This is a genomic window from Wolbachia endosymbiont (group A) of Hylaeus communis, assembly GCF_947251915.1.
Lineage (GTDB): Bacteria > Pseudomonadota > Alphaproteobacteria > Rickettsiales > Anaplasmataceae > Wolbachia > Wolbachia pipientis.
Genome location: NZ_OX366396.1, coordinates 287,227 through 313,171, shown reverse-complemented (window position 1 = coordinate 313,171; position 25,945 = coordinate 287,227). Strand labels below are relative to the sequence as shown.

Genomic DNA, 25,945 nt, shown 5'->3' with positions numbered 1-25,945 from the left:
AAATTACAACAGCTACTCTTTACTTAACGTCTAGGACCACCGGGATTATTTTTTTGCTCAGACTGACGCCTCCTTTCTTCTATCTCCTTGGCTTTTTCACGATGATCATCAAGCCTTGCTCCTTTAACTCCCAGCAATTGTCCACCACCTGGTCCCTCATTCCGCTCATCCCATTCTTTTTCTCCCTTGAACCTTTCCTTACCATTATCATTTGGCATATTGCCCTCCAGTAAAAATATTATGTAATTAATATACTCAAAATAAAATTAAGTGCAAGCACTTTTTTATATTTTTTTTCAAAAAATTTTATTCACTCTTTTTCATAAAATTCAGTTTTCTAGATTCCAGCGTCACGCGCTGGAATGACAAGAAAGAGGTACCAAAAAGAGTAAAATTCCTTTTTCTTGTCGCCTTAGTAGCCATTCTAACATAGAATGGCATCCCAACTAAGAAGGGTGTCATCCCAGTGCCCAAGCAACAAGGACAACATTGCAAATTTAGAGTTCAAAAGGGTTATTCCTCGAGAACTACTGCGTCAGAAAGCTGGCGCTGAATTTGTATATAATGTTGATCTTGGAGGTTTTTATGAATAATAGTGAGAGAAAAGAGAAATTAGAAACTCGTATTCTATCAAGTAGAGGTAGGTCTTTACTTGACCATGAGCTACTGGAACGTAATCTATCTGCGTGTGCAGAAGGAAGAGAAGTCGCTAAAAGGCTAATGGAGCTCTTTAGTAGTTTAGGAAGGGTAATTAATGCTGATTTTTATGAGCTAAAAAATGTTACAGGAATGAACGATGGAGCAATAGCAAGTATCTTTTGTCTGAAAGAGATTTTTGATAGGATACTGAAAGGTAAGTTAAAAAAATTGTCAATTCTTGATAATAGAGAAGAGCTACTAAAATACTTTAAAGCAGCAATAGGGCAGTCACGAAAGGAAAGCTTACAAGTAATATACTTAGATCGAAGTGATCATTTAATATATGAGTATATTCAAGACTGTGGAACTATAGACAGAGTACCTCTGTATGTCAGGGAAATAATAAAACAAGGATTACTGATTGATGCAGCATCTGTTGCAATTTCACACAATCATCCAAGTGGAGATATAGAACCTTCAAAGGAGGATGAGGATAACACACTTACATTAGCTGCAACCTGTGAAAATGTAGGAATGAAATTAATAGATCATATAATCGTAACACAGAAAAGCCACTTTAGTTTTTATGACAGTGGTTTATTGTAATCTGTAGACCGGAAGGAAAGTTCTCCAACTTTCCTTCTTTTTTTCACTTTATAAATTAAAAAATTCAATATAAGCTTGAACAGCTAAAATTAGTAATGAAAGGTGGAATTAGGCAAAAAAATAAAAGAGCTTAGGTTATACTGTGGTTTGACACAAACTGAATTAGGAAAAAGAATAGGTGTTTCATATAGACAGATACAAAGGTACGAAAATGGTTCAAATTGCATTTTAGCTAGTAGACTATATGACTTAGCAAAAGCCCTATCGATTGATGTTGCTGATTTTTTTACTGATGTGCATGATGACTCACATGAAGCTTATGATGAGGAGATATTAAAATTAGTTAAAGGATACAATGAAATTAAGAGCAAAAGGTTACGTAGTGTAGTTTATATATTGGTAAAATCTTTTTCTCAAAGTATATTATCTGATACGTAAAATGACCATACAACATCCTATCGATAAGCAAATAGGTGAAAGAATAAGGAAAAGAAGGCTAATGTGTGGTTTTAGCCAAAGAGACTTAGGAAAAAAGCTTGAAATTTCATTTCAGCATATACAAGGATATGAAACTGGAGAGGTAAGGCTTGTAGTTGATAGATTATATAATTTGGCAGAAGCTTTGTCAGTTGATATGTCATATTTTTTTACTAAAACCTCTGAAGACTTACGTGATAAGGCCTTCCATAGTGATGTAGGTAGCGAAGAAATATCAAGATTAGTAAGAGAATATAGAAAAATTAAAGATGAAACATTGCGTGATATTGTGCATTCAGTGATAAAGGCTCTTGCTAACAAATAGTACAAATTTTAAAGTTCAGGTATTTTTTATAATATAAAACACTTCTACAAGCAATACTAATTAAAGTAAATTATTTATGGTAAATTTGATTAAGTTTTAAAAACTACTTTACTTTGTAATAGTTAAATTGTTTACTATTTATTTCTGATAGACAAGTGGCTATGTTTCACATAGCCACTTGTCTCCAATCAAGAACGTCCTACGGATGTCGTTTTGTTGTCTTTTAATTTATTCACCCAAGAAAAGGTCTCACTACTTTTAGAATTTTGGTCGCCCCACCTTCCACATCTAGTAAAACAGCCTTTTTCTACTGCTTCTTTAACAGACATTCCACCAAATAAACAACCCTTTCCTACGATTTCTCCTATTTCTTGCAACTCGTTCCACATTTCTTCATCTTCTACCTCAATTTGTACTTGATTATAGTCTGCTGTGTCATGGTATACCATTAAATTTAGCTCTCCTAGGCTAGTATAAAATGTGACTGCAAAAGCACTGTTATCCGATATATCCACGTAGTCTCTTTCACCGCCTTTCCCAGTTTTGACTTCAACTTCACCATCACCTATTTTTATAATATTGCCACCAAGGTTTAAGTCTCCTTTACTTAAGCCCAAATTTTTTGCACCTTCTACAACTTTAGCAACATCAACTATGCAGCTATGTGAAAATTCCATATAGAAGGTCTTATTATCGATTTCTACATTTTCAACAGTTCCTTCTATAGTAGCGTTCTCTCCAACTTCCCTGAGTTTTGTGAGCCTACTATATATTTGTGGCTCAATTTCTTTTTGCACCTTTTGATGAATTTCAGTTATTTTCTTATCAACTTGTACATTAAAATCTGCTCCATTTAATGCTAACTTCCTGATTATATCCTCTTGTTTATTCCCTTTGAATTCATCACGATACATCTTAAACATTGTAACGTTAGCGAAGCCAAAGCCATCTTCATTGGCAGCATTTATTCTTATTCCTAAGTCCAAAGCTTCATCGATAACTTTACTTAACTCGTTTATATTTTTAGCTGCAATAGCTTTTTCCAGGAATTCATTTAGTTTCATATTTTCATATTCACTTAGTCTTATCCTGCATAAAGCTGATCGAAATGGATTGAGCTCCTCAGGATATGTTAAGACAGGTAATTTACTAATCTTTTTATTCGCTGTTGGAGCAGCTTTTATAAAATTAGGTAATAACCCTTCTTTTGCTATTCGCTCTACCGCTTTTAACATTTTACTAGACAATTTTTTACCATTTATTTTTTTCATTGTAACCCTCACTTAATTTCATTACTATTCGATCATATCGTGATAAATATTATTTAATTGTTAATATTATACGACTTATTGATTTACTGTATGTTATAATAACAAGTTTTGCGGGCATTTACACTAGAAAAACACATCTTGTAAAAATTATTTCAATTTCAATCAAAGTTGGGTATTGTGATTGTAAAACTGAAAGAAATGGATCTCTTGTCTTACTCCACTGAAAAGTTGAAGAAGCATTGTCAGCTACTTGATAATGAAGAAAAAATAATTCTATATGAGCAGCTGCTAGACAAGGCTAAAGACATACTTGAAAATTCAAGAGATAATGTTTCTGAACTGAAAAAGATCAGTAAAGCTGCTGTAGCAATAGAGGAAACCACCGATAAGCCGTTACTAGAAAAGTTTAATGATGACCACCCGCTAAGAGAAGTGGACATTTTAATCTACTCTCCTCAGGGAAATACTGAATATCTATTCAGCATAGATAACTCGTCAGAGCTTTATGATTTAAAAGAAGATAAGGATAAAGCTCTTTATAATGCAGTAAAATCAAATGATGTTGAGCTTGTAAAAAAGCTGCTAATGATCCTTTTACCTACAGAAGTAGGTAATTTTGATGTAGAATACTTGGAAGAATTGAAAATATTGCTGTCAGGAATTCACAAAGAATTGCAATTATCACAAGATATGAAAAATTATCTTGTGAAGACGATAAAGTTCTATAGTTTTTTATGTAGTAATTTTAGCTTATTAGTTGCAAATCCTACTGATGTAAAAGCTATGATCAATCTATTTGCTACTCAACCAAATATTGATTACCAAATAGATAAGCTTCTGCTTTCTTTTATTGTGAGAGATGTTGAGGAAAAAAAGCTAAATTCTGAAATCAAACACATGATAGAGCTTCTTGAGCAGCATGAAAGATTTGCTGAGCTCGAATATAAGGTTAGAAGATTAAGATCAGAGTTTGCATGTGGCAAAAGCAGATATTCGGCTGAAGTAATACGAAATAGCATTGCAGAACGAGAAAAAGAGATGAGGGAAATTGAGAAAAAATACGTAAGGCCAAACGATTTAATTAGCGAGAGGCAGAAATTATTAAAGCAATTACTTTGCTAGCTTTTTTTCCACTTCATAAAATTTGTTGTAAATTTGAATAAGAGGTGAAAAGTGCAATTAGGTAAAAAAATAAAACAACTTAGGTTAGATCGTGCTTTGACACAGACCGAATTGGGAAAGAGAATAGGTGTTTCGTATAGACAGATACAAAAGTACGAAAATGGTTCAAATTGTGTTTTGGCCAGTAGATTATATGATTTAGCAAAAGCACTATCGATAGATGTTGCTAACTTTTTTACTGATATGCATACTGACTCACATGAAGCTTATGATGAAGAAATACTAAAGTTAGTCAAAGGATATAACGAAATTAAGAGCAAAAGGTTACGTAGTGCAGTTTATATATTGGTAAAATCTTTTTCTCAAAGTGATAATACATAGTTAATATTATCTGATACGTAAAATGACTATACAACATCCTATCGATAAACAAATAGGGGAAAGAATAAGGAAAAGAAGGCTAATGTGTGGTTTTAGTCAAAGAGACTTAGGAAAAAAGCTTGAAATTTCATTTCAGCATGTACAAGGATATGAAAGCGGAGAGATTAGGCTTGTAGTTGATAGGTTATATAAATTAGCAGAAGTACTATCGGTTGATATGTCGTATTTTTTTACCAAAGCCTCTGAAGACTTACATGATAAGGCCTTCCATAGCGATGTAGGCAGCGAAGAAATATCAAGGCTAGTGAGGGAATATAGAAAAATTGAGGATGAAACTCTGCGTGACATTGTTCATTTAGTGATTAAGGCTCTTGCTAATACAGGCTTTAAAGCATAAATTCTCTCCTTGAATCGTTGAAGAAAACTTAAACTTTCATTTTCTTCATCATTTTGCTTTTGATTTTCTTTCACTTTGATGCGTGTAGTTATACCCTACACAAAGTATAGCTCTTTTTACAATAATCCGAACAGACCGTAATATGCTACTGGCCTGCTATAGCCATAAACACATATCTTATCGCATTCGGACTATTATAAGAAAGGCTATATAATGTTTTAAAAATAAAAACCTGCACCATAAAATATTGAGATTTAGAATATTAACTTATAAAGTCTTTTCGGCAGTTTTAGTGAGGGTTTATTAGCAAGGATGTTGGAGGTTAGAAATGACTATATCTGAAGGTGTAATACAGGGTATAAGGCATAATGATAAGAACGAGATAGGGGAATGATTTTTTGGTCAAGATGGCTTTGCATCATCCAGCTAAGTTTGATAGCTTAGAAGTAACAAAATTTTTAGTAAATAATAAAGGTGTAAGTTTTAACACTAAAACTAATGACGAAAACAAGCCTATTCATATTGCAGCTGATTTTTGAAATATTGATATTGTAAAGTTTTCTCTTAATCAGGGAGTAGAAGTTGGTACAAAAGGTAAAAACAATTGGACTCCTTTGCATTATGCTACCAATAAAGGATATCTAGGAATTGTAAAGCTTCTAATAGAAAAGCAACAACAAGAATCATTTATTAATAATTCTAAAACTACAGATCAGTCTACTATGCTGCCAAGGAAGGACATTTACCATCTGTAGAATTTCTCATAGAAAAAGGAGCAAGAATTGATATTAGAGGTTGTCCGGAAACAAGTAAAAGGCTATAATATCTGAAATTTTAGTACGGGGTAAAGATGAGAAAAAAGTATCCAACAGATCTAAGCGAAAGGGAATGGGCAAGAATAGAAAAACACTTCAGAGTATCATACAAGAAAGGAGGAAGGCCGCCAAAGTATAGCAAAAGAGAAATATTAGAAGCAATTTTCTATGTATTGCGTACAGGGTGTCAATGGCGGTATTTACCAAATGATTTTCCGCTATGGAAGACTGTGTATGAGCAGTTCAGGCAATGGAAGAAGCAGGGAATTTTTGAGAAAATGAATTATGAAATTACAAAATATAGTAGAAGAAAAATAGGAAGGAATGAGCAGCCGAGTGCCTGTATAGTAGATAGTCAATCTGTAAAGACTACAGAAAAGGGGGGATCAAAGGCTATGATGGAAGTAAAAAAGTAAAGGGTAGAAAAAGGCATATAATTACAGACACTCAGGGTTTTATACTAGGTTGTTACGTAGGCGCTGCTAACGAAAATGATAGAGATGGTATTAAAATAGCATTAAACAATATGAGAACAAAATATACTAAAGTTAAAAAAATGTGGGCTGACATGGGATACCAAGGAAGAAATTTAAAGAATCACATAAAGGAAGAATATGACATAGATATTGAAATTGTTAAAAGGCCTCCATGTAGATTTTGGGTGCACAAAGATACGCCACCTGAGCTACTACCAACAAGAGAACAAGGGTTTAAAGTACAGCCAAAAAGATGGGTTGTAGAAAGGACTTTTGCTTGGGTTAATAGGAATAGAAGGCTATCGAAGGAGTATGATTTACTCACAACATCCACTGAGAATTTCATATACCTAGCTATGAGTAGGGTTATGTTAAAGAGGGAATATGCTTGAATTTACTTGTTTCCGGACAACCTCTTATAGCCCTTCCCATAATAGTCCAAAAAGAGTAAGATATGGATTTATAGTAGTGAAGGTAAGGATGCCAGTAGCATATAGTTATGACTTAAGGAAAAAGGTAATGGAAGCGTTGGATGAAGGAGAGAGTGGAGAAACTGTTGCCAAGAGATTTAAGATCGGAAAAACAACTTTATATGAGTGGAAGAAAAGACGTGAGAAAACGGGAGATTTTCAGTCAAAAAAGCCTGGAAGCGTGGGCTATAACCATAAAATTACCGACTGGAATGCATTTGCCGAATTTGCAAATGAACAAGGTAGCAAAACTCAGTCAGAGATGGCTAAGCTTTGGGGCAATATTAGTAGACAAACAATTCATCGAGCACTTAAAAATATAGGATTCACAAGAAAAAAAAGACCTACGGGTACAAAGAAAGAAATGAGGAGCTCAATTTGCAAAGGTTATAGCGACAAAAGAACCTAAAGAATTAGTGTATATAGATGAGTCTGGCATTGATAACACTGAAGACTACCCTTATGGATATTGCCAGAAGGGACAGCGGTTTTATGCCCTAAAATCTGGCAAGAAAACTCAACGAATCAGCATGCTTAAGTGGAAGAAAGATAGTTGCTCCGGTAACCTTTGAAGGCCACTACAATATGAATATCTTTAATAAATGGTTTGAGCAGTTCCTGACACCGATTTTGGAACCTGGACAAACTGTTATCCTTGATAATGCTACTTTTCATAAGTCTAATAAGATTACTGAACTTGCTAAAGGAGTTGGTGCAGAAATTTTATATCTACCGCCTTATTCTCCCGATTTTAACAAAATTGAGCATCATTGGTTTGCTATAAAAAACAGAATTAGGAAAAACATTCCTCTATTCACATCTTTTCATCATGCTGTTGATTCTTCCTTCTTATGACTTTTTGGGACTATTATGGAAAGGGCTATAACTCTCGCTTTTGCGCTTCATGTCCTGGTTGCCTTCCTGGATTCCTGTTACTCTTCTTTTTTGTTTTTTTACATCTTGTGATGGTGGTAGAGATAAATTTTTTGAATTTAAACCCAGCTTGTCTTGTAACTCTATTACTTCCTTTCTAAGATTTTCTATCTCTGCTTTCAGATCGGCATTTTCTGACTCTAACACCACAATCTTCTCTTGCAGCACTTCTATCATTAAACCCTCTCTATCTAGCTTATCTTCTCTATACCACTATACCATTTTTGTAAACTACTTTCTTATATCGTGAACGGTTACTAGAAAAGCTTTCGAACTATGCAAGGTATCTTTTTGCCTTTACTATTTCTTTATTGTTTTAAGGCAACTGTCTGAGCTCCTCTGCCTTAGCATTATATCTCCACTTTCTGCAAGTTATTCCATTAAGTAGTAAAAATATTAGACTTGCTGCAAAACTAAGAAAAAAAGACCAAAGATAGAGCAGATTGAACTTACAGTAAAAATAGAACAAAAAACTCCAACAATAAATTGTACAAACTTCATCAGGTTAACTTTAACTTAAGAAAACATAAATCAAATTTTCTTGCTAAAAGACCTTGCTTTTTCTCCAACCTTACTCAAACGCACTCTAGCTTAATGCATAATTTTACCCATAAACAACCTTATCTTTGGTACTTTTATTAGTTACAAGTCATCTAGAAAACCCAGATGCTCTACGAAGCCCACCAATCAATATCAGATCCTGCTCTTGTTCTATAGCATTCAATATAGCGTATAACAAAACCATCGCATCTCCCCCAGTAATACGCTTGCATCCTCCACAAAATTCATATTCACTTAACTGTCGATTTGCCTCCACCCTTTTTCGTTCAACTTGCTCTGCGGTGTTAGCATACTTCAACTCTATTCCAATTGGATGAGTATCATCATTTTCCGCAGATTTTGATAATATTAGGTCTATTTTCCTTCCTCTCTGTAGCTGGAACTCAATAATTACCTTGGCAGGATTACCGCAACTTTGAAATATCCCACGCAACAAAGCCTGAAATTTAGCTTCATTGTTCACGAGTAGACGGTTTCCATTTAATAACGGAGACAACAGACGAGAAATCTCGTTAAATAAAACTTCATACCTAGCCCTGTACTCACCATTCACATTACCATCATTACCAAAATTAGGCGCAGCACTCATCAATTCATCTGCAAATTGATGTAAGTTCCTAACGTTACCCATTTGTTCTGAGAACCTACCCTCAAAATAACCTTCTCTATGAGAACGTGAGTAAGCACGTAGTGATTTAAACTTCCTTGCAGAAACCACTTGTAGATGATTCTGGGCATCCACCTTACAAAGCACCTCACGTACCTTAGCATCACCTGTGGCTTGAGGTAGTAACGATAGGTCCAATGCCTTATCTGGCAAAGTCTGCCACTTCAAATGACGAAAAATGTGAAGCACAACAAAACCAATACTTGATACAAATAGAGCTAGAGTTAACGTATGCCTTACAATTTCTGCTGCATTTCCCCTACCACCTATACGTCTCATTCTCTCTCTTTGAGAGCAGTTAAATAGATACTTGTCAACCGTTACTACCCTTCGTCTACCAGCTACTCTTAAAAGATCGGCTGTGGACAAAACATTTCCCAAGAAAAACGATGACATACAGGAAAAAGTGTCACAATGAGGTGATTGAGTGAACTCTGATTCTATGGGTTGTGAAAAACGTTTTACACTCCCAATAACTTCATTTCCATGAGGATGTAGTAACCCCGGTATTAAGGAAAGACCACCTTCTGAAAAGGCCTGCACAGAAGTTCGTAGACCATCACCTCCACGCAATTGAAAATTTAACGCTACACAAACAGCACTTGGTGATGAGGTATGAATAGGCAAAGACGAAACAGAACAACTTTTAGCATAATCTTTAGCTTGTTCTAACCCTTCCTCATCACCAACCTTCAACTCAATTATAACTGGAACTGAATCATTTGCCTGATCAACACCACGAACAAGCAAAACAACATCTGCATAACCTTTTCCTATGAGTAGCTCTGGGTAGACACCAGCCACAGACCGGTATCTAAAATTTACTAAAAAACCACACAGAAAACCGTGGTAATCAGACTCTGCACCGAACACTAAGCTACCTTCATGTTCATCATGTATATCAACAATGTATTGCAAAATCCTTTTAACATTAGTACGCACTTCTCCTGCGTTATCATTTGCCAACTCATTCATCAGGTCTAACAATTCACCTGGTGCTCTGATTGGGTTAATTTCGTGAAAAACTGGTGCTTCATATTCATCACGTTGAGGGAAACTGTGTCCTTCATCAAAATGCCTACATTCCTCTCCAAATCGAAATATTTTATACTCTTCCCAGTCCAGATCCTCATCTTCCTGTAATTCTTGTGGAAGATTTTCTTCTACCTGCTGCTTCTCTTCTGCACTAAACCTTGACCCAGGGCTGTTCTCATTATCAGCAATAGTATAACACCTTACTATTCTTCTATCTTCTTCATTAGTAAGAACTGCAACTTTCAGATTTCCACAACCGTCAAAACGAAAATAAATTCTTTCATCATTTGGATCTGCAATACTAGAATCATGTGCAGTAGCAAACATGCCAAAGAAGAATGCAGGAAAAAAGCCGTGCTTATTAGCAGAATGCAAAAAAGATGGACAATTGTTTAAAAAATCCTCAAACTTCCCACTGAACTCAGTACAATTTCCATTTAATAAATCCCTAACTAATTCATCATCTTCATCATTACCATGCATAAACACTCCTACTTGTTAATAACTACAACAGGCGAACCACTAACACTAGTGCCTGCTAACGTGGATTGAGGAACTTCAGTGCTAGCAGAGGATAAATTCAAATTTCTTGCCGACTTACACAACTCTTCTATTAAATTGCAGGAGCTAGTTGCATCTATCATCTTAGAATTCCTTGTTTTATCTAAACTATTTGCTATCCTCTCTTTTAATGATTTAAAGCTTTTGTCTGAACAACAATCTTTAGCAAACTTTAAAATACTCAAGACCAAATCAACTTTTTCACCATCGCCAGCACTTTGAGTATTCTTGCTGTTCTCCTGATCTACAATCAAATTTGAAATTGCATTTTCCATTGCAACAAAAGCAATCCTATCTTTAAAAGAATCAACAACATTTATTTTATTTTGGTTAAATACGCTAGATCTCCAAAGACTGCTAATAGCTGACCTTGCTTCATTCCTGTTATCCAAGTCATAATCTTTAGAAACTACAACAAATGAAAGCGATGAGAGAAGATGTGCATATCCTCTAGGTGAAAGCATTTTCTCTACTTCAGATCTTGAACATCCCTCGCTCAAGTACTGGATAACATACTTAGTTGTGCAAAGAAAACCGTGCTCTACTAAGCAACTAAGAGGACGATAGATAACACCCCTATCTTTCTTATTCGGTAGCCCGAGCAGTGACTTATGATCTACTTTCGCGCTTATGACTTTACCTAGAAGGGAATTTAAGGTAGCAGCAAGTTTATAGCTAGATTGAAATGGAGATAATTTTGCAATAGCAGAAACTAGCAACTTTTCTCGCCCTTCTTTCCCTAATTTTTTTTCAGAACATAGAAGATTATAGAAGTGTTCCACTCCCTTACTCCACTTGAAATCTACAGCCTTATTAAATCCATCTTCTGCTTCTATATTTTCTTTGAGGTCACCTGATTTTTCATCAATCCAGAAACTGAATACATGGTCATCCTTCTCTACAAAGCGCAACAGTTCAACTCTTGCAAGTTTGTCGTTGGCAGCCAACTCCCGATTCTCCTTACTCGCGCCTTTATGACATAAATCAAGCTTAAAAGACTCCAACATCTTGTTGAATAGTTGCCTAATTTCACTCTTCACACATTCAATACATGCTATTTCATAGATAGCAAAAGGATCCAATATATCTAACCTGGCCAACTCTTTCACCAATCTAGCAGGATTTAACTCTATACCTGACCAACAAGATTCATCACGAAACGCATTACATAAGAGGTCCGATTGCTCAACGGTTAGACCCTCTACTGTTACAGGGTGAGCCTTGACCCATTCCTCAATAGCTGAAGTTCTATCACCTTTAACAACATCCTTCAGCTTACTTATTACTTTGCTAGAGATAATCTCTTTATCTTCTTCAGAATCAGAACTGAGACGAGATCTTTTGCTTGGGCCTGCATTACCCTTCAAATCTTCCGTTCCACGTTTAGTTTTACTTTTTGGCATCTAATTACCTCAAAATCAAATATTCAATGAAGGTATTATACAAGCATTAGAATAATATACAAATCGAAAAATTAGTGTGCACCTAAATTTAAGCAGTAAGTATAGACCTGCTGCAAAAGAGGAGATATAAAGAGAGATGTAGCAAGAGGGAAGATGAGCTTAAATTATCAAATCAACGTTATTCTACTCTACCTCACTAGCATTTTCCTTACCTTGAACCTTACTATTACTCACAAATATAAACATTCGTTACGTAGTTCTTAATATGTCTACAGAGACGAAATTTCCCGAATTATTTATAATTAACCCTCACGATCACATTCTGGGACCATACATCAGAAAACTTTTATATTATTAGTTTTGTAGTAAAATTATATGAGTACATCATATCTATTAAATCAGAAGCTTTATGGATTATAGACTGAGAGTTATTTGTTTGGGGTTATCTGGTTTATACTTAGCTTATTTAGTAGTGTAGCTAATGATACTATATCAAAATATCTAAGTTTACATCTTCAGAGTTTTGAAATAATTTTTTTCCGCTTTCTGTTTACCACTATTACCCTTGTACCTTTTATGTTTTACTATGGAATAGAAGCTTTTAAAACAAGTCAAATATCTATTCAAATAACTAGAGGTGCATTATTGTTTTGTGGAACGGTCTTATGGACCTATGGATTGAGTACTTTCCCCATAGTAACTGCAACGATTATAAGTTTTTCTGTACCATTATTTGTTATACTTCTTGCAATCCCTTTACTAAACGAAAATATAATTTGGCAAAGATGGATAGTAACTATTATTGGTTTTGTTGGTATTGCTATTACTATCAAAGCTCATAGTGAAGACTTTAATCCTAAAATTCTTATTTTTATTGTATCTGCATTAATCTTTGCTATATTAGACATACTTAATAAGAAACTTGTGATAAAAGAGTCAGTAATAAGTATGTTATTTTATTCAGCTCTAACGACAACTATTTTTTCTACTCCACCTTTGTTATTTTATTGGCATATGCCTTCCTTGTTGGAATTAGTATTACTGCTGATTCTGGGAATTAATTCAAATCTAATTTTGCTCTTTATCTTAAAAGCTTTTACTCTTACTGATGCTACTGCACTTGCACCTTATAGGTACATAGAGCTAATAATTTCTGCAATAGTAACATACGTTATATTTAATGAATTACCTGATAAAAGTGCTTTATATGGTACTTTGATATTAATATCTTCAACCTTATTTATAATTTATTCGGAAAGTAAGGCAATTAAGCAAAATAATGTAACAACAAAAGTTTATGACTCTCATTGTTAATGGTATTTATTTTAGATGCTAAGCTATATTTTTAAGGTGATAATAAAATGCACATAACTATTATAGGAGTAGGGTATGTAGGCTTAGTATCTGGTACAATGTTATCGGAGCAGGGCCATAAAGTTGATTGCATTGACATAAATACTGAGAAGATTGAACTTTTGAAATCAGGGAAAATTCCTCTATATGAACCTGGATTAGCAGATTATTTAGAGAATAATATAAAGTCACAAAGGATAAGATTTTTCGATTCGTATTTTCAAATAAATCCCAATACAGAAGTAGTATTTATAACTGTAGATACTCCATCAGACTCCCTAGGAAATGCAAATTTAAAGAATGTATATAATGCAGTAAGTGAAGTTTCTGAGAGAGTTAATCAAGATTGCTTAATAGTGATAAAGTCAACTGTTCCTCCTGGTACTGCAGAAAATATACATAATTATTTATCTAATAAGGGCTATAACTTTGATTTGGGGGTGAATCCAGAGTTTCTCAAGCAAGGCTCTGCAGTATCAGATTTTTTATACCCAGATAGGATAATAATAGGAGTAAAAACTAAGCTAGCTAGGGCAAAACTAGAAGTTATATATAGACCATTTATAGATAAGAATATTCCGTTAATAGTCACTGATACAGTTACTGCTGAAATGATTAAATATGCTTCTAATGCTTTTCTAGCAACAAAGGTTGCTTTTATCAATGAGATGGCAGGTTTATGTGAGCTATTAGGAGCAGACATTGACCTTTTAGCTAACAGTATGGGAATGGACCATAGAATAGGTAAGGAATTTCTCAAAGCTGGTCCAGGATTTGGAGGATCATGTTTTCCTAAAGATTTGTCAGCTTTAATAAGGCTTGCTGAAGACCACAATGTTAAGCTACAAATTTTAAATTCAGTTAAGGAATCTAACTATAATCATATAACAAACATTGCTAAAAAGGTAGAATATCTATTAAATGGAGTCCAAAATAAAAAAATAGCAATATGGGGGCTAACTTTTAAGTCTGGTACTGATGATGTAAGAAATAGCCCAGCTATAGATATTGCACAATTGTTAGTGAATAACAAGGCTAAAATTACTGCATATGACCCAATGGGGATGGATAATGCTAGGCAAGTTCTAAAGGATATAGAGTACGCGGATAACGCTATAGAAGCTGCAAGGGGCGCAGAAGCCTTGTTATTGTTAACGGAGTGGAAGGAATTTAAAAATCAAGATTTTTTAATCTTAAAGGATGTGATGGCTACACCTAATATCTTTGACTTTCGTAACTTGTTAGATAATGAATTGTTACTAGGATATGGTTATAACGTTTACTCCCTGGGTAAAAATCTATCTACAAAGCTTAACTGTTGAGAAATGTTTTCTACACCGCTTTACTTAGTTTTTTAAGGCCTTTGCTTGATAGTATGGAAAAGCAAACGAGTGCAACAACAGAGCAAATGGAAAAAAATGAAAACATAATACTGTTACCAAAGTGCTTAACAAGTACTCCTAAAACCACACATGAAAATATTGAACTTGCAATATACCCAAATAATCCTGTCAAGCTTACAATTGCACATACATTATTTTGTGGAGCAATTTCTACAGCTATAACACCTGTCAGTACTTGCACTCCAAATATAAAAAATCCTGATAAGATTGCGCCAAGGTTCATAAGAATTATGTTTTGACAAAAGTTCATTGCAATAAAAGTGAGTGCTATACCCAACATGTAAAGTAATGCCAGCAAGCTTCTATTTTGAAAGAAATACATATCACTAATTCTTCCTGTGATTAAAGTTCCAAGGATTCCACCTAAATCATATACACCTGTTATTAGTGAGGATTGTACAAGAGAAATTTGTAATTTATCCTTTAAAATTATAGGAAACCAAAAGAAGATTCCCATTTTTATAATATAAGCACAAAAAGTAGCACAACATAGAAACCATATGGAACTTTTCACTTTGATACCTATCTGAGATTTCTGCACCTTATAATAGGTAGTAAAGTTGGCACTTTCTTCGTAATATGCTTTTAATATTATATAAATTCCAAAAAGTAAGCATAAGAGACCAGAGTACAAAAATGCACTTTTTGCATCATATATTTTGATTATACTTGGTAATACAATTAAAGTAATACAAGAACCAAGTTGCTGAGATGCGCTCATAACTCCCCATGATGATGCAATTGAAGAGATACTAGAGTTTGTAACCATAAACTTGGTAATAGCTGGCCAACCTAACCCTTGTGTCCAAGCTAATAATATTAATGTTAACAGTAATAAAGTTAGATTATTATATGATAAAGCTATACCAATGGTTAATAATCCAGTTGCAATATTGCATAGCCCAAACATAAATAATGGATTATTTTTGGAGTCCATGACTATTCCATTAACGAATTTTGATACTCCATAAAAAAAAGAAAAGCAGGCAAAAAAATAGCTTAATTTTATATGGTCAGTATCTATTAACAGTGGTAGAGCAATTGGTATACTCTGCCTTGAGAAGTAAAGTAGCACATATCCAAAAAAGAATAGTAAATATTGAAAGAAAACAAAGTTCACACCTATTCCCCAAACAGTCCCATGCAAATACTAGCATAATACTATGTTGGTATAATATTGTTTTACAAGAAGTTTGCAAACCATTAATGTAGAAAATTGATAACAATCGAAATTACCTATTCAGTATCTTTCTTATAGTAGATATAGTAGTATTAATATCTTCACAGCTTATATCTCTATGTGTTATAACTCTGATTTTACCTCTTATGTTAGCCATCCTAATTCCATAATTTGTCATTAGTATATTTATTAATTCTTGAGCAGATATACAATCAGTACGTAATGAGAAATACGCTATATTAGTTTTGTATAGGTCAATATTGATTATAACTTGATCTATAGAGCTAAGACCTTTTATAAGGTGCTGCATTTTTTTATGATCTTCTATTAAAGAATTCATGTTGTTGTTGAGAGCATATAAACATGCAGCTGAAATAATGCCAGCTTGGTGCATACCTCCGCCAATTTGAAACTTATAGTACCAAGCTTTTTCAATAAACTCTTCACTTCCAGCCAATACTGCACCCATTGGAGCGCCTAATCCCTTACTAAAATCAATAAACACCGAATCAAAATAATTTGCATATTCTTTTGGAGATATTTTAGCATAAGCACAAGCATTGAACAGCCTTGCTCCATCTAAATGAGAGGATACGTCGTTCTTTTTGCAGAGACTTGAGATCTCTTGAATATACTCTAAAGGCCACACAGCTCCACCACCAAAATTCGTTGTTTGTTCGACAGAAACAAGCCCAACTTTTGGAACATTCCTTAAGCTAGGACGAGTAATAAACTCAACGATTTGCTCTCCAGTAAATATTCCTCTTGTTCCTTTAATAGGTAAAGGAGTGGCATGTGCCTGGGCTGCAATTAATCCAGATTGCACTATTAATGGATGCGAAGTTTCATCGAGTAACAAATAATCACCAGGTCTTTGAATGTGCACTTTATAAGCAATTACATTACACATCGTTCCCGAAATCAAAAATATTCCTGCTGGCTTACCTAATATTTTACATGTGGTTTCTATTAATTCGTTTACAGTTGGATCTTCACATGCAGCTTCATTTCCAACTTTTGCTTTAGCCATTACTTCCCTCATTTCAGATGAAGGATTAGTGTTTGAATCGCTAAAGAAATCTATTTTTACCCTCATACTAAATTTAATACAACCTCCTTTATAATTTCAGCAGCATTTATTATGTCTGCTTCCTCTATGCCAAGATGAACAACTGCTCTTATATGAGATTCGAGCCAAGGAAAGAGCAATAAACCATAAGCTTGGCATTTACTCAAAAAAAACTCATTAGTCACATTTAGTTCTTTTATACTAAAGCTTACTATGTTAGTTTCTGGATAAGGTAGTATCAGCTTTACATGTGGAATTTCTTTAATCTTGTCTGCAAACAATTTAGCAAGCTTATTATCTTCTTTAAGCCTAGAGATATTATTCTGTAGTACATATTTTGCTGCATTAGCGCAGTACCCAATTTGATGATAACCACTCCCCAACCAAACCTGTAACTTCTTAGCCTTTTCAATTATCTCTCTTTTACCCATAAGCATTGAACCAAAAGGAGCTCCAAGTCCTTTAGTAAAAGAAAAGCTCATTGTATCTACATATTTAGCATAGTCAGCTAAAGCAACATTTGTTTCAGCATGAGCATTAAATATTCTCGCACCATCTAAATGAAGACTTATATTGTGAGCTTTTAAGAAATTATATAACTCTACTTGTTTCTTAAAAGGATAAATTTTACCGTTAAACCCGTTTATACTATTTTCTATAGAAACTAGACTCACCTGAGCAAAAATTTTATATCTCGGTTTAGAGTTAATAGCATATTCTACTTCATCAATATCTAAGATTCCGGTATTATTCCTAATACAGTTAAACACTATACTATTTACTTTTGCATTGCCTGCACTATCGAAAAAATTAACATGATAATTATAATGAGTAATTAGTTCATCACCAGGACTTGTTTGACTGGCAATAGCTAACCTATTTGCAAGCATACCGCTGGTTACGAACAATGCTTCTTCTACTTTGAATAATTGTTTACAATATTCCGATAAGTTGTTACAGCTTTTGTCTTCACCGTAAGCAAAATCTCCAACGATTGCACTACTTATTGCGTGTATAACGTTGGAGCTTTGTAAAGTTGTAGTGTCACTTCTCAGGTCGATAGTTTTTTCCATTTTCTTTTTTGATATTTAGACAGCCAATTTGAGCATCCCAAAGTTCTTTATAAAGACCTTTCTTGCAAACTAGTTCAGAATGTTTACCATCTTGGACAATTTTTCCTTTGTCAAATACTAGAATTCGGTCCATATGTAAAAGTGTAGAAATACGGTGTGCTATAGTAATGGTGGTTTTATTTTCCATCAACTTAAATAAACTCATTTGAATTGTTTTCTCTGTTATAGAATCTAACTGACTAGTTGGCTCATCGAAAAATAATATCGGAGCGTTTTTTAGAAATGCTCTCGCTATGATTATTCTTTGTCTTTCCCCTCCAGATAGCTTTATGCCTTTTTCTCCGACTACAGTTTCATATTGATCGGGTAGAGTCATAATGAAATCGTGAATACCAGCCAGCTTTGCAGCTCTTATTATTTCTTCGATAGTAGATTGAAGTTTACCATATATAATATTTGCTAAAATAGTATCATGAAACAACAATGGTTCTTGAGGTATTACAGATATTTGTTGCCTCAAAGAACTCTGTGTAACTTCCGATACTACTTGATTATCAATCTGTATATTACCTTTTTTAACATCAAATAGCCTTATGATTAAGTTTATAAAAGTAGATTTACCACCTCCAGAATAACCAACTAGACCTACCTTTTCGCAAGGATTAATGGTAACTGAAAAATCTTGAAATAATGACTTCTGACCCTCATAAGAAAAAGAAACATTATTAAACGTTATTCTTCCACTTAATAAATTTAATTTTTTAGCATTTTCCTTATCTTGAATTTCTGGTACGGTAGTCAAGATTGGCAATGCATCTGAAACTTTGCCGAAATGAGTAGAAAATTGGGTAAGATTCCTAGTTAGATGGTTAAGAAACTCTATAATCGATATATTAATTCCAAGTACAAGAGCAATATCTCCTATTGCAATCTTGTTCAATTGATAATCATGAATTAAAAAATACAAGTTTACTGCTTGGAGTATATCAAATGAATAGCCATATATAAACCAAAGCCAAAAGTATGCCCATTGTAATTTTCTTTCTGCAATAGTTTTTTTCTTGCATACTTGAAAAAATTTATGCCTCTCATGCGCTTGCCGAGAAAATAACCTTACTGATATAACATTTAAAATACTGTCGGCTATACCCGCTATTACTTGTGAACTTTGTTTAGAATGATCATCGGCTAATCCGGTAAGCACCCGAAAACTGAAAACCGAAATCAAAATAAAAATGTTCACCCAAATGAATGTAGCTATTGCAAACTTTATATTTACTAGTGATAAAGTATAAATAGCCAAGATTAATGCTATACTATAACTAAAGAAACAGTCTATAAGCAGTCTTATTAGCTCTATCACACTATCCATTAAGTTACTGACCTTATATACTAAACTTCCGGATAGGTTGTTTTGATAATAGGAATGGTCTTGCTGAAGCAGCCTGTAAAAAGACATATCAGCTATTTTTTGACGCATTGAGGTAAACATTCGAATGTCAACAAAATAGCCATAGAATCTAAAAGCAGTAGTAATAAGTAATGCCATACAAACATAAGCGCTTACAGGTAATAAAAGATTTTCAATTACATTACCTTCTTGATATTTTACAGCTGTATCTAAGATATTTTTTACTAAATACTTTCTAAAAGATAAATCAACAGCCACTACTAGGGCAACCAGGAACATTACAAGCACATTAAGCTTAAACTTGGATAAGATATTCAAAATGAACACCAATATATACTTGAAACTACCAACTCTACTTTTGTTCATTTATAATGCTAGCTCCACCACATTGACTTTTTTATTGAGAAATACAAGCAGTGAAAACCATAAATTTTTGTATATTTTTCCTGAAATGTCTCCAGCATCATGTAGTGCTGACGCTTGATTCAGAATAAGTAGCTTATATAAATCTCGCTTAGCTTCAGCAGTGTTGACCTCAGAAATATTTGTAGTTGTGTCTGTAATAAAGGCTAACCAGCTCTTAATAAGTTCTTCCATATTTTTTGTTTTTATACTTTCCTGGCGACGAAATAATGATAAGTATTCTCTCAGTATAAATTCTGTTAATGCACCACAGTTTAATATACCAAAAACTGAAGGCTGAGGTTTTGGCACACAAGGAAGACTTTTATCTTTTACAACCCATCTCGTAACATAAGCAAACCTATCTTTAGCATCTATATTCTTATCACTACCATGCCATAACCGTGAATCAAAAACTATCGCATCTCCTGCTGAAATAGGTAGTGACTTAATTTTATAATTTTCTCGGTTATCTGAGTACTGATCAAAAAAATATGGATACCAAAAATCAACTAAAGGTTGTATTTCCCATTTATGACTGTTTTCTATAATTTGTAGTGCACCTGAAGTTTCACTGACATTATTCAAAGCTAACCAAACGGAAAAGTGGTAAGGATCATTAAAACTATAGGAGATGTCTTGATGGAAGGGAACTGCATCTATTAAATCAGCAGTTTTACATATAACATTTGATTTTTTCTGCAGTATCTGACACTGAAGTGACTTTTCAAGGTAATTTTTAATAATTTTATCTAATGCTTGAGATATAATTCTAGTTACTTGAGATAACATGCCCCATCTGCCGGTACAGTTTAAGTAGTCAGAAGTTGAAACACTTAGTTCTTGGGATAGCTTTGATATTTTATTTGTTATATCACTTAAAGACTGAGTTATTAGTTCTAAAGGAACCAGATTTTTGATAATAAAAAAACCATTTTTTTGTAGTATTTTCATATGATTAACACCTGACATCAATGACTGATAAGTAATCTGTTAAAGGTACAACAGAAGAAATTTTGAATCCTTTTACTTGTTTGAGTATTTTTTCCCAATCGCTTAATGTTCTTAGTTTACCTCCTGTTTCAACCATTACATTAATATCTACAGAGCCTCCAGCTGGAGAGCGGTAATCTAAAATAGTTTCTATCAATAAAATACGAGATATTCCTTTGACCAATTTTAAATAAGATAATACTTTATCATCATCATAATGCTGTAGAAAGCAGCAAAAGACACCTAATTCATAATTTGTAGCTGATAGTTCTTCCTGAGTTATAAGTTTGACTTTTAAATTTTCTACTAACTGTCTTGGTACTTTATGTTCGTTATATAGGCCTATAGAACCTTTATTGTGTATATCAGAATAAGCAAGAAATAAAGAATGTACACCAAATAGCAATATATTCTTAGCATCATCTATATTAATTCTAGAATTAAACTCTTTAGTATCAAACCTAGAATATCCTAGCAATGCTTGGTAAAACGCTATTTTCTTATCTTCTGATGCTTCTCTTTCCTTAAAAGATTCAAATGAAGAGATTGACTTCTGTTTTAGTATATCGGCAATCTTTAACCAATTCTTTTCAGCTGCAACTCTCACCCACATTGTTGCAGCTTTAGACAAAAACGGTATTTCCTTAAAGCACTTACCTTTTGATGATAGTTGCCATAAGTCCTTGTCCTTATCGTAATCAATAAACCCTATTTCCCACAACGCCCTTAACAGCCTTTCTAGATTTGGTACGATAATGTTTAACTTTTTAGATAAAACCGGCATAGTTGCAGGTAAAATATTTAACAAATCAAGTTCAATAGCAACGTTTGTTAGGTACGTTTTCCAAAAGGCTGAAAGTTCTGCAGAAATCCTATGCACTTGAGATTCTTTACCTAAATCAAAAATATTAAACTTTACATTTCCGGTAATATCGATTTGTCCTAACACACCTTCAAGAGTTTCAACTTTTGCCATCCCATTATAGAATGCTTCTACCATTTTAAATCTCTGCTGGTAAACAGGATCACCATTAATATCTATATGAAACCAACCATGTTGATCTTCTGCAATAGAATACCCTTTATGAAAAACATTAAGTTTTTTATACCATTTATTATGTACTAACTTTCCATGATGATTAATATGTGTAGCTTTGCCATCCTTATAGACTACAGCGATACCATCCTTAAAATCTCCAACATAATCATATTCCTCCTGATAAATCCTGTTGCCATTTAAATTAATATGAAAACATTTATCATGTCTTCTAACTACACAAGCATCTTCCTGATAATTTCCAATCCATTGATACGACTGTTTGTATACTCTACATCCAGATGAATCAATATGGTAACACCCTGTATCATCTTCTACGGCCGCTCTATTAAAGTAGAATCCAAAAGTTTTTAGAAATCTATGATGATAAACTGCTTCTCCTCTCACATTGATATGATAAGCGCCTATCTGATCATAAACCGGTGCAAGACCGGGCTCATGAAATTTACCAACCTTTATAAACCTATTTTCATACAAAGGATTTCCTAGCAACTCGTGAAACCTCTCACACGGTGAAATTTTAATAGATCTAAGATTATCTTTGATTAATTGATCAAAGGTTTTCTCATGTTGCATGTTTTGCATAATTTGTAATTTAAATAATTTTTTTGTAAGCTTAGGTACTCACTACTCTGCCATATTTCCTCGAGTTTAACCTCATTAACATTACCAAAATTTCCTAATGTCTTACGGAGTTCATCTGGGGCACAGCAAGGACTAAACTTTCCTTCATTGTTTATCCATGCTTCTTTACCTAAAAATGGGCATTGACCACCTGGAGCCAAATCCTTAATACCTTCTTGAGAAAGGATTGTGAAATTTTCTAATTTTATCTTTTTACCATTTGGCAATAGCATATTATCTCTAAGTTCGTATAACCTTCTCACCTCCGTGTTCCATCTACTAATTGCTAACTCATCTCTTCTCATAGATAGATCCTTAATTTCCTCAAAATGTGCCCAAAGATGATGTCCTTTAACTCTATCTATGCCATTTTTTATGGCCATCTTAACTATGTCATAGAGTTCATGTAAATTACTTTCCAAAAATGTTAATTGTAAAGTAACGGTACACCTTTCACCTGTATTGCTAAAGTATTTATCTCTAACTTCAAGAAAAGTTTTTAAATTTTCTGTCACTACTTCCCATTTTGAACCTTTCATGATTCTTTCATGAGTTTCTTTGGTTGCCCCATTCCAGGAAATCTTAACATCAGATAAAATTGGTACCAATAGTTCAGCCCATTTTCTAGCTCCTTTAATAGGAAAAGAACCATTGGTCGTGAGGTTAAGCTTAAGGCCGAACTCATGGCACAAATTGATTATTTCATCAAAGCTTTTGTACATTAAAGGTTCACCCATAGTAGAAGGAATGATTTCCCTTAAAGGTGTGCCAGCTGCTTCCTTAATTACTTTTCTGATAGTTTCTATCGACAGTATCTTAGGTTTTATTCCTTTAGCTTTCTTTTCTTCTTTAACTTTGCTGTATGGTGAAAAACATTCGCACATTATACAAGCAAAATTGCAGTAATCTGGATTAGTATCAAAAGTAATTCTCCAAGGACCGGGTTTAACAGCTACTGATTTGCCTTTCTTTTCAATAGCATTACGGTAAATCTTGTTAAGTTTCTCAATATGCTCACTCATAGAAGGTATATTTCCATTTTCAGTATAAGGATAGCCTTTTTGGGTAAGTTTACTATATAACCCCTGATCTGTAGATAGGATTTGCATTTTTTCTGATAAACTACTTGCATCTCTGTGCTTAAATAATAGTCCATCTCTTACATATTCTGCCATACCACCATAATCGGCTGTTATAACTGGTATTCTAAGTTGCTGTGCTTCATGTATTACTAATGGTGAATTTTCACCCCAAATTGAAGGAACGACTATTGCATCAACTTTATTAAATACGTCAGTAACTATATTCTTATTATCATAACTTCCCATCCACTCTATTCTTTCTTTAACAACAGGTGAAAACTGATCGGCAATCGCTTTTAAAGCTTTAGTTTCTTCTCTTGCTGCTCCCCAAATTCTAAGTTTTGCTTTAGATGGTAAGTGAGAAAAAGCCTTTAGTAATAGGTCAACACCTTTTTCGGGAGTATGAGTACCAATATAACCGAAAATAAACTCTTTTTCTTGTACTCTATTTCTATTCTTAAGACGATTGAGATCAAAACCATAATCAAGATAAGAAATTTTGTTTATCGGAACATTAAAATCCTGAGTAAATTTATCCATCAAGAATTTCGATGGGGAAATAAAGTAATCTATATAGTCTATTATTTTCCTTGTGTGCTTCATTCTAGTTGCAACCCATTGTTCCCAATAATTTATGTCTAAATTCAGGAATTCTTTATCTCCTGTAAAATATCCTTTGTAACATTGGGTTGCACATTTTTGATCCTTTTGTCCATCACAAAGCCGTAACAAATCTTCAGAATTGCGTTGAATAAACCTTCCTCTTGGACACATTAACCAAAAGTCATGTAGCGTAAAAATTGTAGGTATATTTTCTTTAAAAGCAATTTCTGGTAAAGTAATTGATAGATGATTAAGATGACCAAAATGTATAAGATCTGGCTGAAAGTTATCTATTACTCTTTTAAATTGTATATCTACTTCTTCATTGATAAATTTGTAACGATATTTAGCTATGGGTATATTAATTAAATGCAGTAAGATTCTGGAATCACTACTATCTAGGACTGTAGTGTAATAAAAATCAGGTAAAAAGCTATTTTCATACCTAGTAAATACTTGTACCTCATTGTTATTTGCTAGTTCATGAGCAAGAGTTTGGCTATAAACCTCTGAACCAGCACTATAATAAGGAGGGTAACCATGAATAACTTTTAATATTTTCATATATTACCATATCTATATTGTTAGGATATTGTTGTGTATTGTTTTGTAGACTTTTTATAAATTTACTTAATCCTACTTCTAATGAATGTTTTGGAGACCAACCAAGTAGCTCTTTAGCTCTAGTAAAATCACCATGGAACTTAGTTACATCAAAATTTCTTGGAGGATAAAAATCAATTCTAGAACCACTTTTCGTGACTTTTAATATTGTTTTTGCTAAGTTTTCTAAAGTACATGGGCTATTAGTAGTAAGATGAATAGCAGGAAGAGAAGATTTTTCGCTTTGTAAATATTTAACAGTTAAGCATATACCCTCTATAACATCATCCAAATAGGTAAAATCAAAAACACATTCTTTACCTTCTATTTTAATTGGATCACCTCTTAATGCATTAATACAGAGTGCAGGAATTACTCTACTGTTATGATCTAGTAAACCACCGTATACATTTGAAAAGCGTAATATTGCTACATTAAAATCTTTTGAACTTGTTATTTGTTCCTCAATAAATGCTTTACCTTTTGCATAATTATTTATTGGATCGATACTAGCAGATTCTGTAACTGGCAGTTCCTTCTGCTCTCCATAGACTTCCCTACTACTTGCATATATAAACCATGGTTTATTTGAAAGTGACTTACATAACCCTAAAAACTGCATTGTACCATCAACATTAATTTTTCTACACAGTTCAGGATAAAGTTCACCATGTATAACTCGAGAAATTGCAGCCAGATGAATAATTCCTGTACACTTAGCAAGTAGTGGTACTATATCTTCTGAAAAAAAACTGAGTGGATTGTTGTGAAACCTAATATCACAGCTTATTACTTCATGGCCCTGGTTTTCTAACTTTTTCACCAAGGTTGACCCTATCAAACCTGCAGCACCTGTTATTAATATCCCCATGTATACCCTCTCACTACAACTAGGAAAATTTGTCGTACCAATTATCTTACGAGTAAGAATCAAAAGGTATTATAAAACCAGT

Annotated in this window: 25 protein-coding genes and 1 pseudogene; 13 read left to right on the top strand and 13 right to left on the bottom strand. The window is 33.6% G+C overall.

Annotated elements, in window-relative coordinates:
• Nucleotides 1–23: 23 nt before the first annotated feature.
• Complete coding sequence (locus OPR52_RS01580; protein WP_264722905.1) at nt 24–218, bottom strand: hypothetical protein; 195 nt, start codon at nt 216–218, stop codon at nt 24–26.
• Nucleotides 219–585: 367 nt separating this feature from the next.
• Here OPR52_RS01580 and OPR52_RS01575 point away from each other — a divergent pair, with 367 nt between their 5' ends.
• The 3 genes from OPR52_RS01575 (at nt 586) to OPR52_RS01565 (ending at nt 2,047) form a co-directional block, all read left to right on the top strand.
• Nucleotides 586–1,245: a JAB domain-containing protein gene (locus OPR52_RS01575; protein ID WP_265038311.1), complete on the top strand. Its 660-nt coding sequence runs from the start codon at nt 586–588 to the stop codon at nt 1,243–1,245.
• 102 nt (nt 1,246–1,347) lie between these two features.
• Nucleotides 1,348–1,683, top strand: a complete 336-nt coding sequence (locus OPR52_RS01570) for a helix-turn-helix domain-containing protein (protein ID WP_065094946.1) — start codon at nt 1,348–1,350, stop codon at nt 1,681–1,683.
• 1 nt (nt 1,684) lies between these two features.
• Nucleotides 1,685–2,047 (top strand): helix-turn-helix domain-containing protein, encoded by a 363-nt coding sequence (locus OPR52_RS01565; RefSeq protein ID WP_065094947.1) that lies wholly within the window; start codon nt 1,685–1,687, stop codon nt 2,045–2,047.
• Nucleotides 2,048–2,235: 188 nt separating this feature from the next.
• Here OPR52_RS01565 and OPR52_RS01560 read toward each other — a convergent pair whose 3' ends face one another.
• Nucleotides 2,236–3,318: a hypothetical protein gene (locus tag OPR52_RS01560; protein ID WP_065094948.1), complete on the bottom strand. Its 1,083-nt coding sequence runs from the start codon at nt 3,316–3,318 to the stop codon at nt 2,236–2,238.
• A 177-nt stretch (nt 3,319–3,495) separates the two neighbouring features.
• On the opposite strand from OPR52_RS01560, the gene OPR52_RS01555 reads away from it, so the two are divergent.
• The 8 genes and pseudogenes from OPR52_RS01555 to OPR52_RS01530 all read left to right on the top strand — a co-directional run bounded on the left by OPR52_RS01555 (nt 3,496) and on the right by OPR52_RS01530 (nt 7,834).
• Entirely contained in the window at nt 3,496–4,440 is a 945-nt protein-coding gene (locus OPR52_RS01555; protein ID WP_265038310.1) for a hypothetical protein, read from the top strand.
• Between the two features lie 51 nt (nt 4,441–4,491).
• Nucleotides 4,492–4,821, top strand: coding sequence for a helix-turn-helix domain-containing protein (locus OPR52_RS01550; protein ID WP_007549995.1), 330 nt, complete (start codon nt 4,492–4,494; stop codon nt 4,819–4,821).
• A gap of 22 nt (nt 4,822–4,843) precedes the next feature.
• Entirely contained in the window at nt 4,844–5,218 is a 375-nt protein-coding gene (locus OPR52_RS01545; protein WP_007549999.1) for a helix-turn-helix domain-containing protein, read from the top strand.
• A 407-nt stretch (nt 5,219–5,625) separates the two neighbouring features.
• Nucleotides 5,626–5,757, top strand: a complete 132-nt coding sequence (locus tag OPR52_RS01540) for an ankyrin repeat domain-containing protein (protein WP_265017781.1) — start codon at nt 5,626–5,628, stop codon at nt 5,755–5,757.
• Between the two features lie 3 nt (nt 5,758–5,760).
• On the top strand, nt 5,761–5,973 hold the full coding sequence (locus tag OPR52_RS07595) for an ankyrin repeat domain-containing protein (protein ID WP_082941406.1): 213 nt from the start codon (nt 5,761–5,763) through the stop codon (nt 5,971–5,973).
• 8 nt (nt 5,974–5,981) lie between these two features.
• Nucleotides 5,982–6,041, top strand: coding sequence for a hypothetical protein (locus OPR52_RS07590; protein WP_406833392.1), 60 nt, complete (start codon nt 5,982–5,984; stop codon nt 6,039–6,041).
• 27 nt (nt 6,042–6,068) lie between these two features.
• Nucleotides 6,069–6,901 (top strand): IS5-like element ISWpi1 family transposase gene (locus tag OPR52_RS01535; RefSeq protein ID WP_265038309.1). Its coding sequence is split into 2 segments (ribosomal slippage): nt 6,069–6,438 and nt 6,438–6,901, totalling 834 coding nucleotides; the frame shifts between segments, so codons are not numbered across the junction.
• An 88-nt stretch (nt 6,902–6,989) separates the two neighbouring features.
• Nucleotides 6,990–7,834 (top strand): annotated as a pseudogene (locus OPR52_RS01530) (IS630 family transposase).
• On the opposite strand, the gene OPR52_RS01525 reads toward OPR52_RS01530, so the two are convergent.
• The 3 genes from OPR52_RS01525 to OPR52_RS01515 form a co-directional block, all read right to left on the bottom strand.
• Nucleotides 7,829–8,089, bottom strand: a complete 261-nt coding sequence (locus OPR52_RS01525) for a DUF6444 domain-containing protein (RefSeq protein WP_264373739.1) — start codon at nt 8,087–8,089, stop codon at nt 7,829–7,831. The pseudogene OPR52_RS01530 and the gene OPR52_RS01525 sit on opposite strands and share 6 nt — an antisense overlap.
• A 472-nt stretch (nt 8,090–8,561) precedes the next feature.
• On the bottom strand, nt 8,562–10,658 hold the full coding sequence (locus OPR52_RS01520) for a PD-(D/E)XK nuclease domain-containing protein (protein WP_264373740.1): 2,097 nt from the start codon (nt 10,656–10,658) through the stop codon (nt 8,562–8,564).
• An 8-nt stretch (nt 10,659–10,666) separates the two neighbouring features.
• Entirely contained in the window at nt 10,667–12,139 is a 1,473-nt protein-coding gene (locus OPR52_RS01515) for a hypothetical protein (RefSeq protein WP_264373741.1), read from the bottom strand.
• 432 nt (nt 12,140–12,571) lie between these two features.
• On the opposite strand from OPR52_RS01515, the gene OPR52_RS01510 reads away from it, so the two are divergent.
• Together OPR52_RS01510 and OPR52_RS01505 are read left to right on the top strand one after the other, a co-directional pair.
• Nucleotides 12,572–13,453 (top strand): DMT family transporter, encoded by an 882-nt coding sequence (locus tag OPR52_RS01510; protein ID WP_264373742.1) that lies wholly within the window; start codon nt 12,572–12,574, stop codon nt 13,451–13,453.
• Nucleotides 13,454–13,500: 47 nt separating this feature from the next.
• Entirely contained in the window at nt 13,501–14,814 is a 1,314-nt protein-coding gene (locus OPR52_RS01505) for a UDP-glucose dehydrogenase family protein (protein ID WP_265038308.1), read from the top strand.
• A 10-nt stretch (nt 14,815–14,824) separates the two neighbouring features.
• Here the strand turns inward: OPR52_RS01505 and OPR52_RS01500 are convergent, their stop codons facing one another.
• The 8 genes from OPR52_RS01500 to OPR52_RS01465 form a co-directional block, all read right to left on the bottom strand.
• Nucleotides 14,825–15,970 (bottom strand): MFS transporter, encoded by a 1,146-nt coding sequence (locus OPR52_RS01500; protein WP_264706336.1) that lies wholly within the window; start codon nt 15,968–15,970, stop codon nt 14,825–14,827.
• A 157-nt stretch (nt 15,971–16,127) separates the two neighbouring features.
• A complete protein-coding gene (locus OPR52_RS01495) occupies nt 16,128–17,171 on the bottom strand; it encodes a threonine aldolase family protein (protein WP_174516730.1) in 1,044 nt (347 codons plus the stop codon).
• Complete coding sequence (locus tag OPR52_RS01490) at nt 17,168–18,217, bottom strand: threonine aldolase family protein (RefSeq protein WP_174516731.1); 1,050 nt, start codon at nt 18,215–18,217, stop codon at nt 17,168–17,170. The genes OPR52_RS01495 and OPR52_RS01490 overlap by 4 nt, the downstream gene beginning before the upstream one ends.
• Nucleotides 18,189–19,994 (bottom strand): ABC transporter ATP-binding protein, encoded by a 1,806-nt coding sequence (locus OPR52_RS01485; RefSeq protein ID WP_264373975.1) that lies wholly within the window; start codon nt 19,992–19,994, stop codon nt 18,189–18,191. Before OPR52_RS01485 ends, OPR52_RS01490 begins: the two co-directional genes overlap by 29 nt.
• Nucleotides 19,995–20,984 carry a phytanoyl-CoA dioxygenase family protein gene (locus OPR52_RS01480; protein ID WP_265038307.1) on the bottom strand — a complete coding sequence of 330 codons (990 nt, stop codon included), beginning with the start codon at nt 20,982–20,984 and terminating at the stop codon, nt 19,995–19,997.
• 4 nt (nt 20,985–20,988) lie between these two features.
• Entirely contained in the window at nt 20,989–22,665 is a 1,677-nt protein-coding gene (locus tag OPR52_RS01475) for a WG repeat-containing protein (protein ID WP_264373748.1), read from the bottom strand.
• Complete coding sequence (locus tag OPR52_RS01470) at nt 22,626–24,953, bottom strand: glycosyltransferase (protein WP_264951393.1); 2,328 nt, start codon at nt 24,951–24,953, stop codon at nt 22,626–22,628. The genes OPR52_RS01475 and OPR52_RS01470 overlap by 40 nt, the downstream gene beginning before the upstream one ends.
• Nucleotides 24,910–25,863, bottom strand: coding sequence for an NAD-dependent epimerase/dehydratase family protein (locus OPR52_RS01465; RefSeq protein WP_264951391.1), 954 nt, complete (start codon nt 25,861–25,863; stop codon nt 24,910–24,912). Before OPR52_RS01465 ends, OPR52_RS01470 begins: the two co-directional genes overlap by 44 nt.
• Nucleotides 25,864–25,945 lie beyond the last annotated feature (82 nt).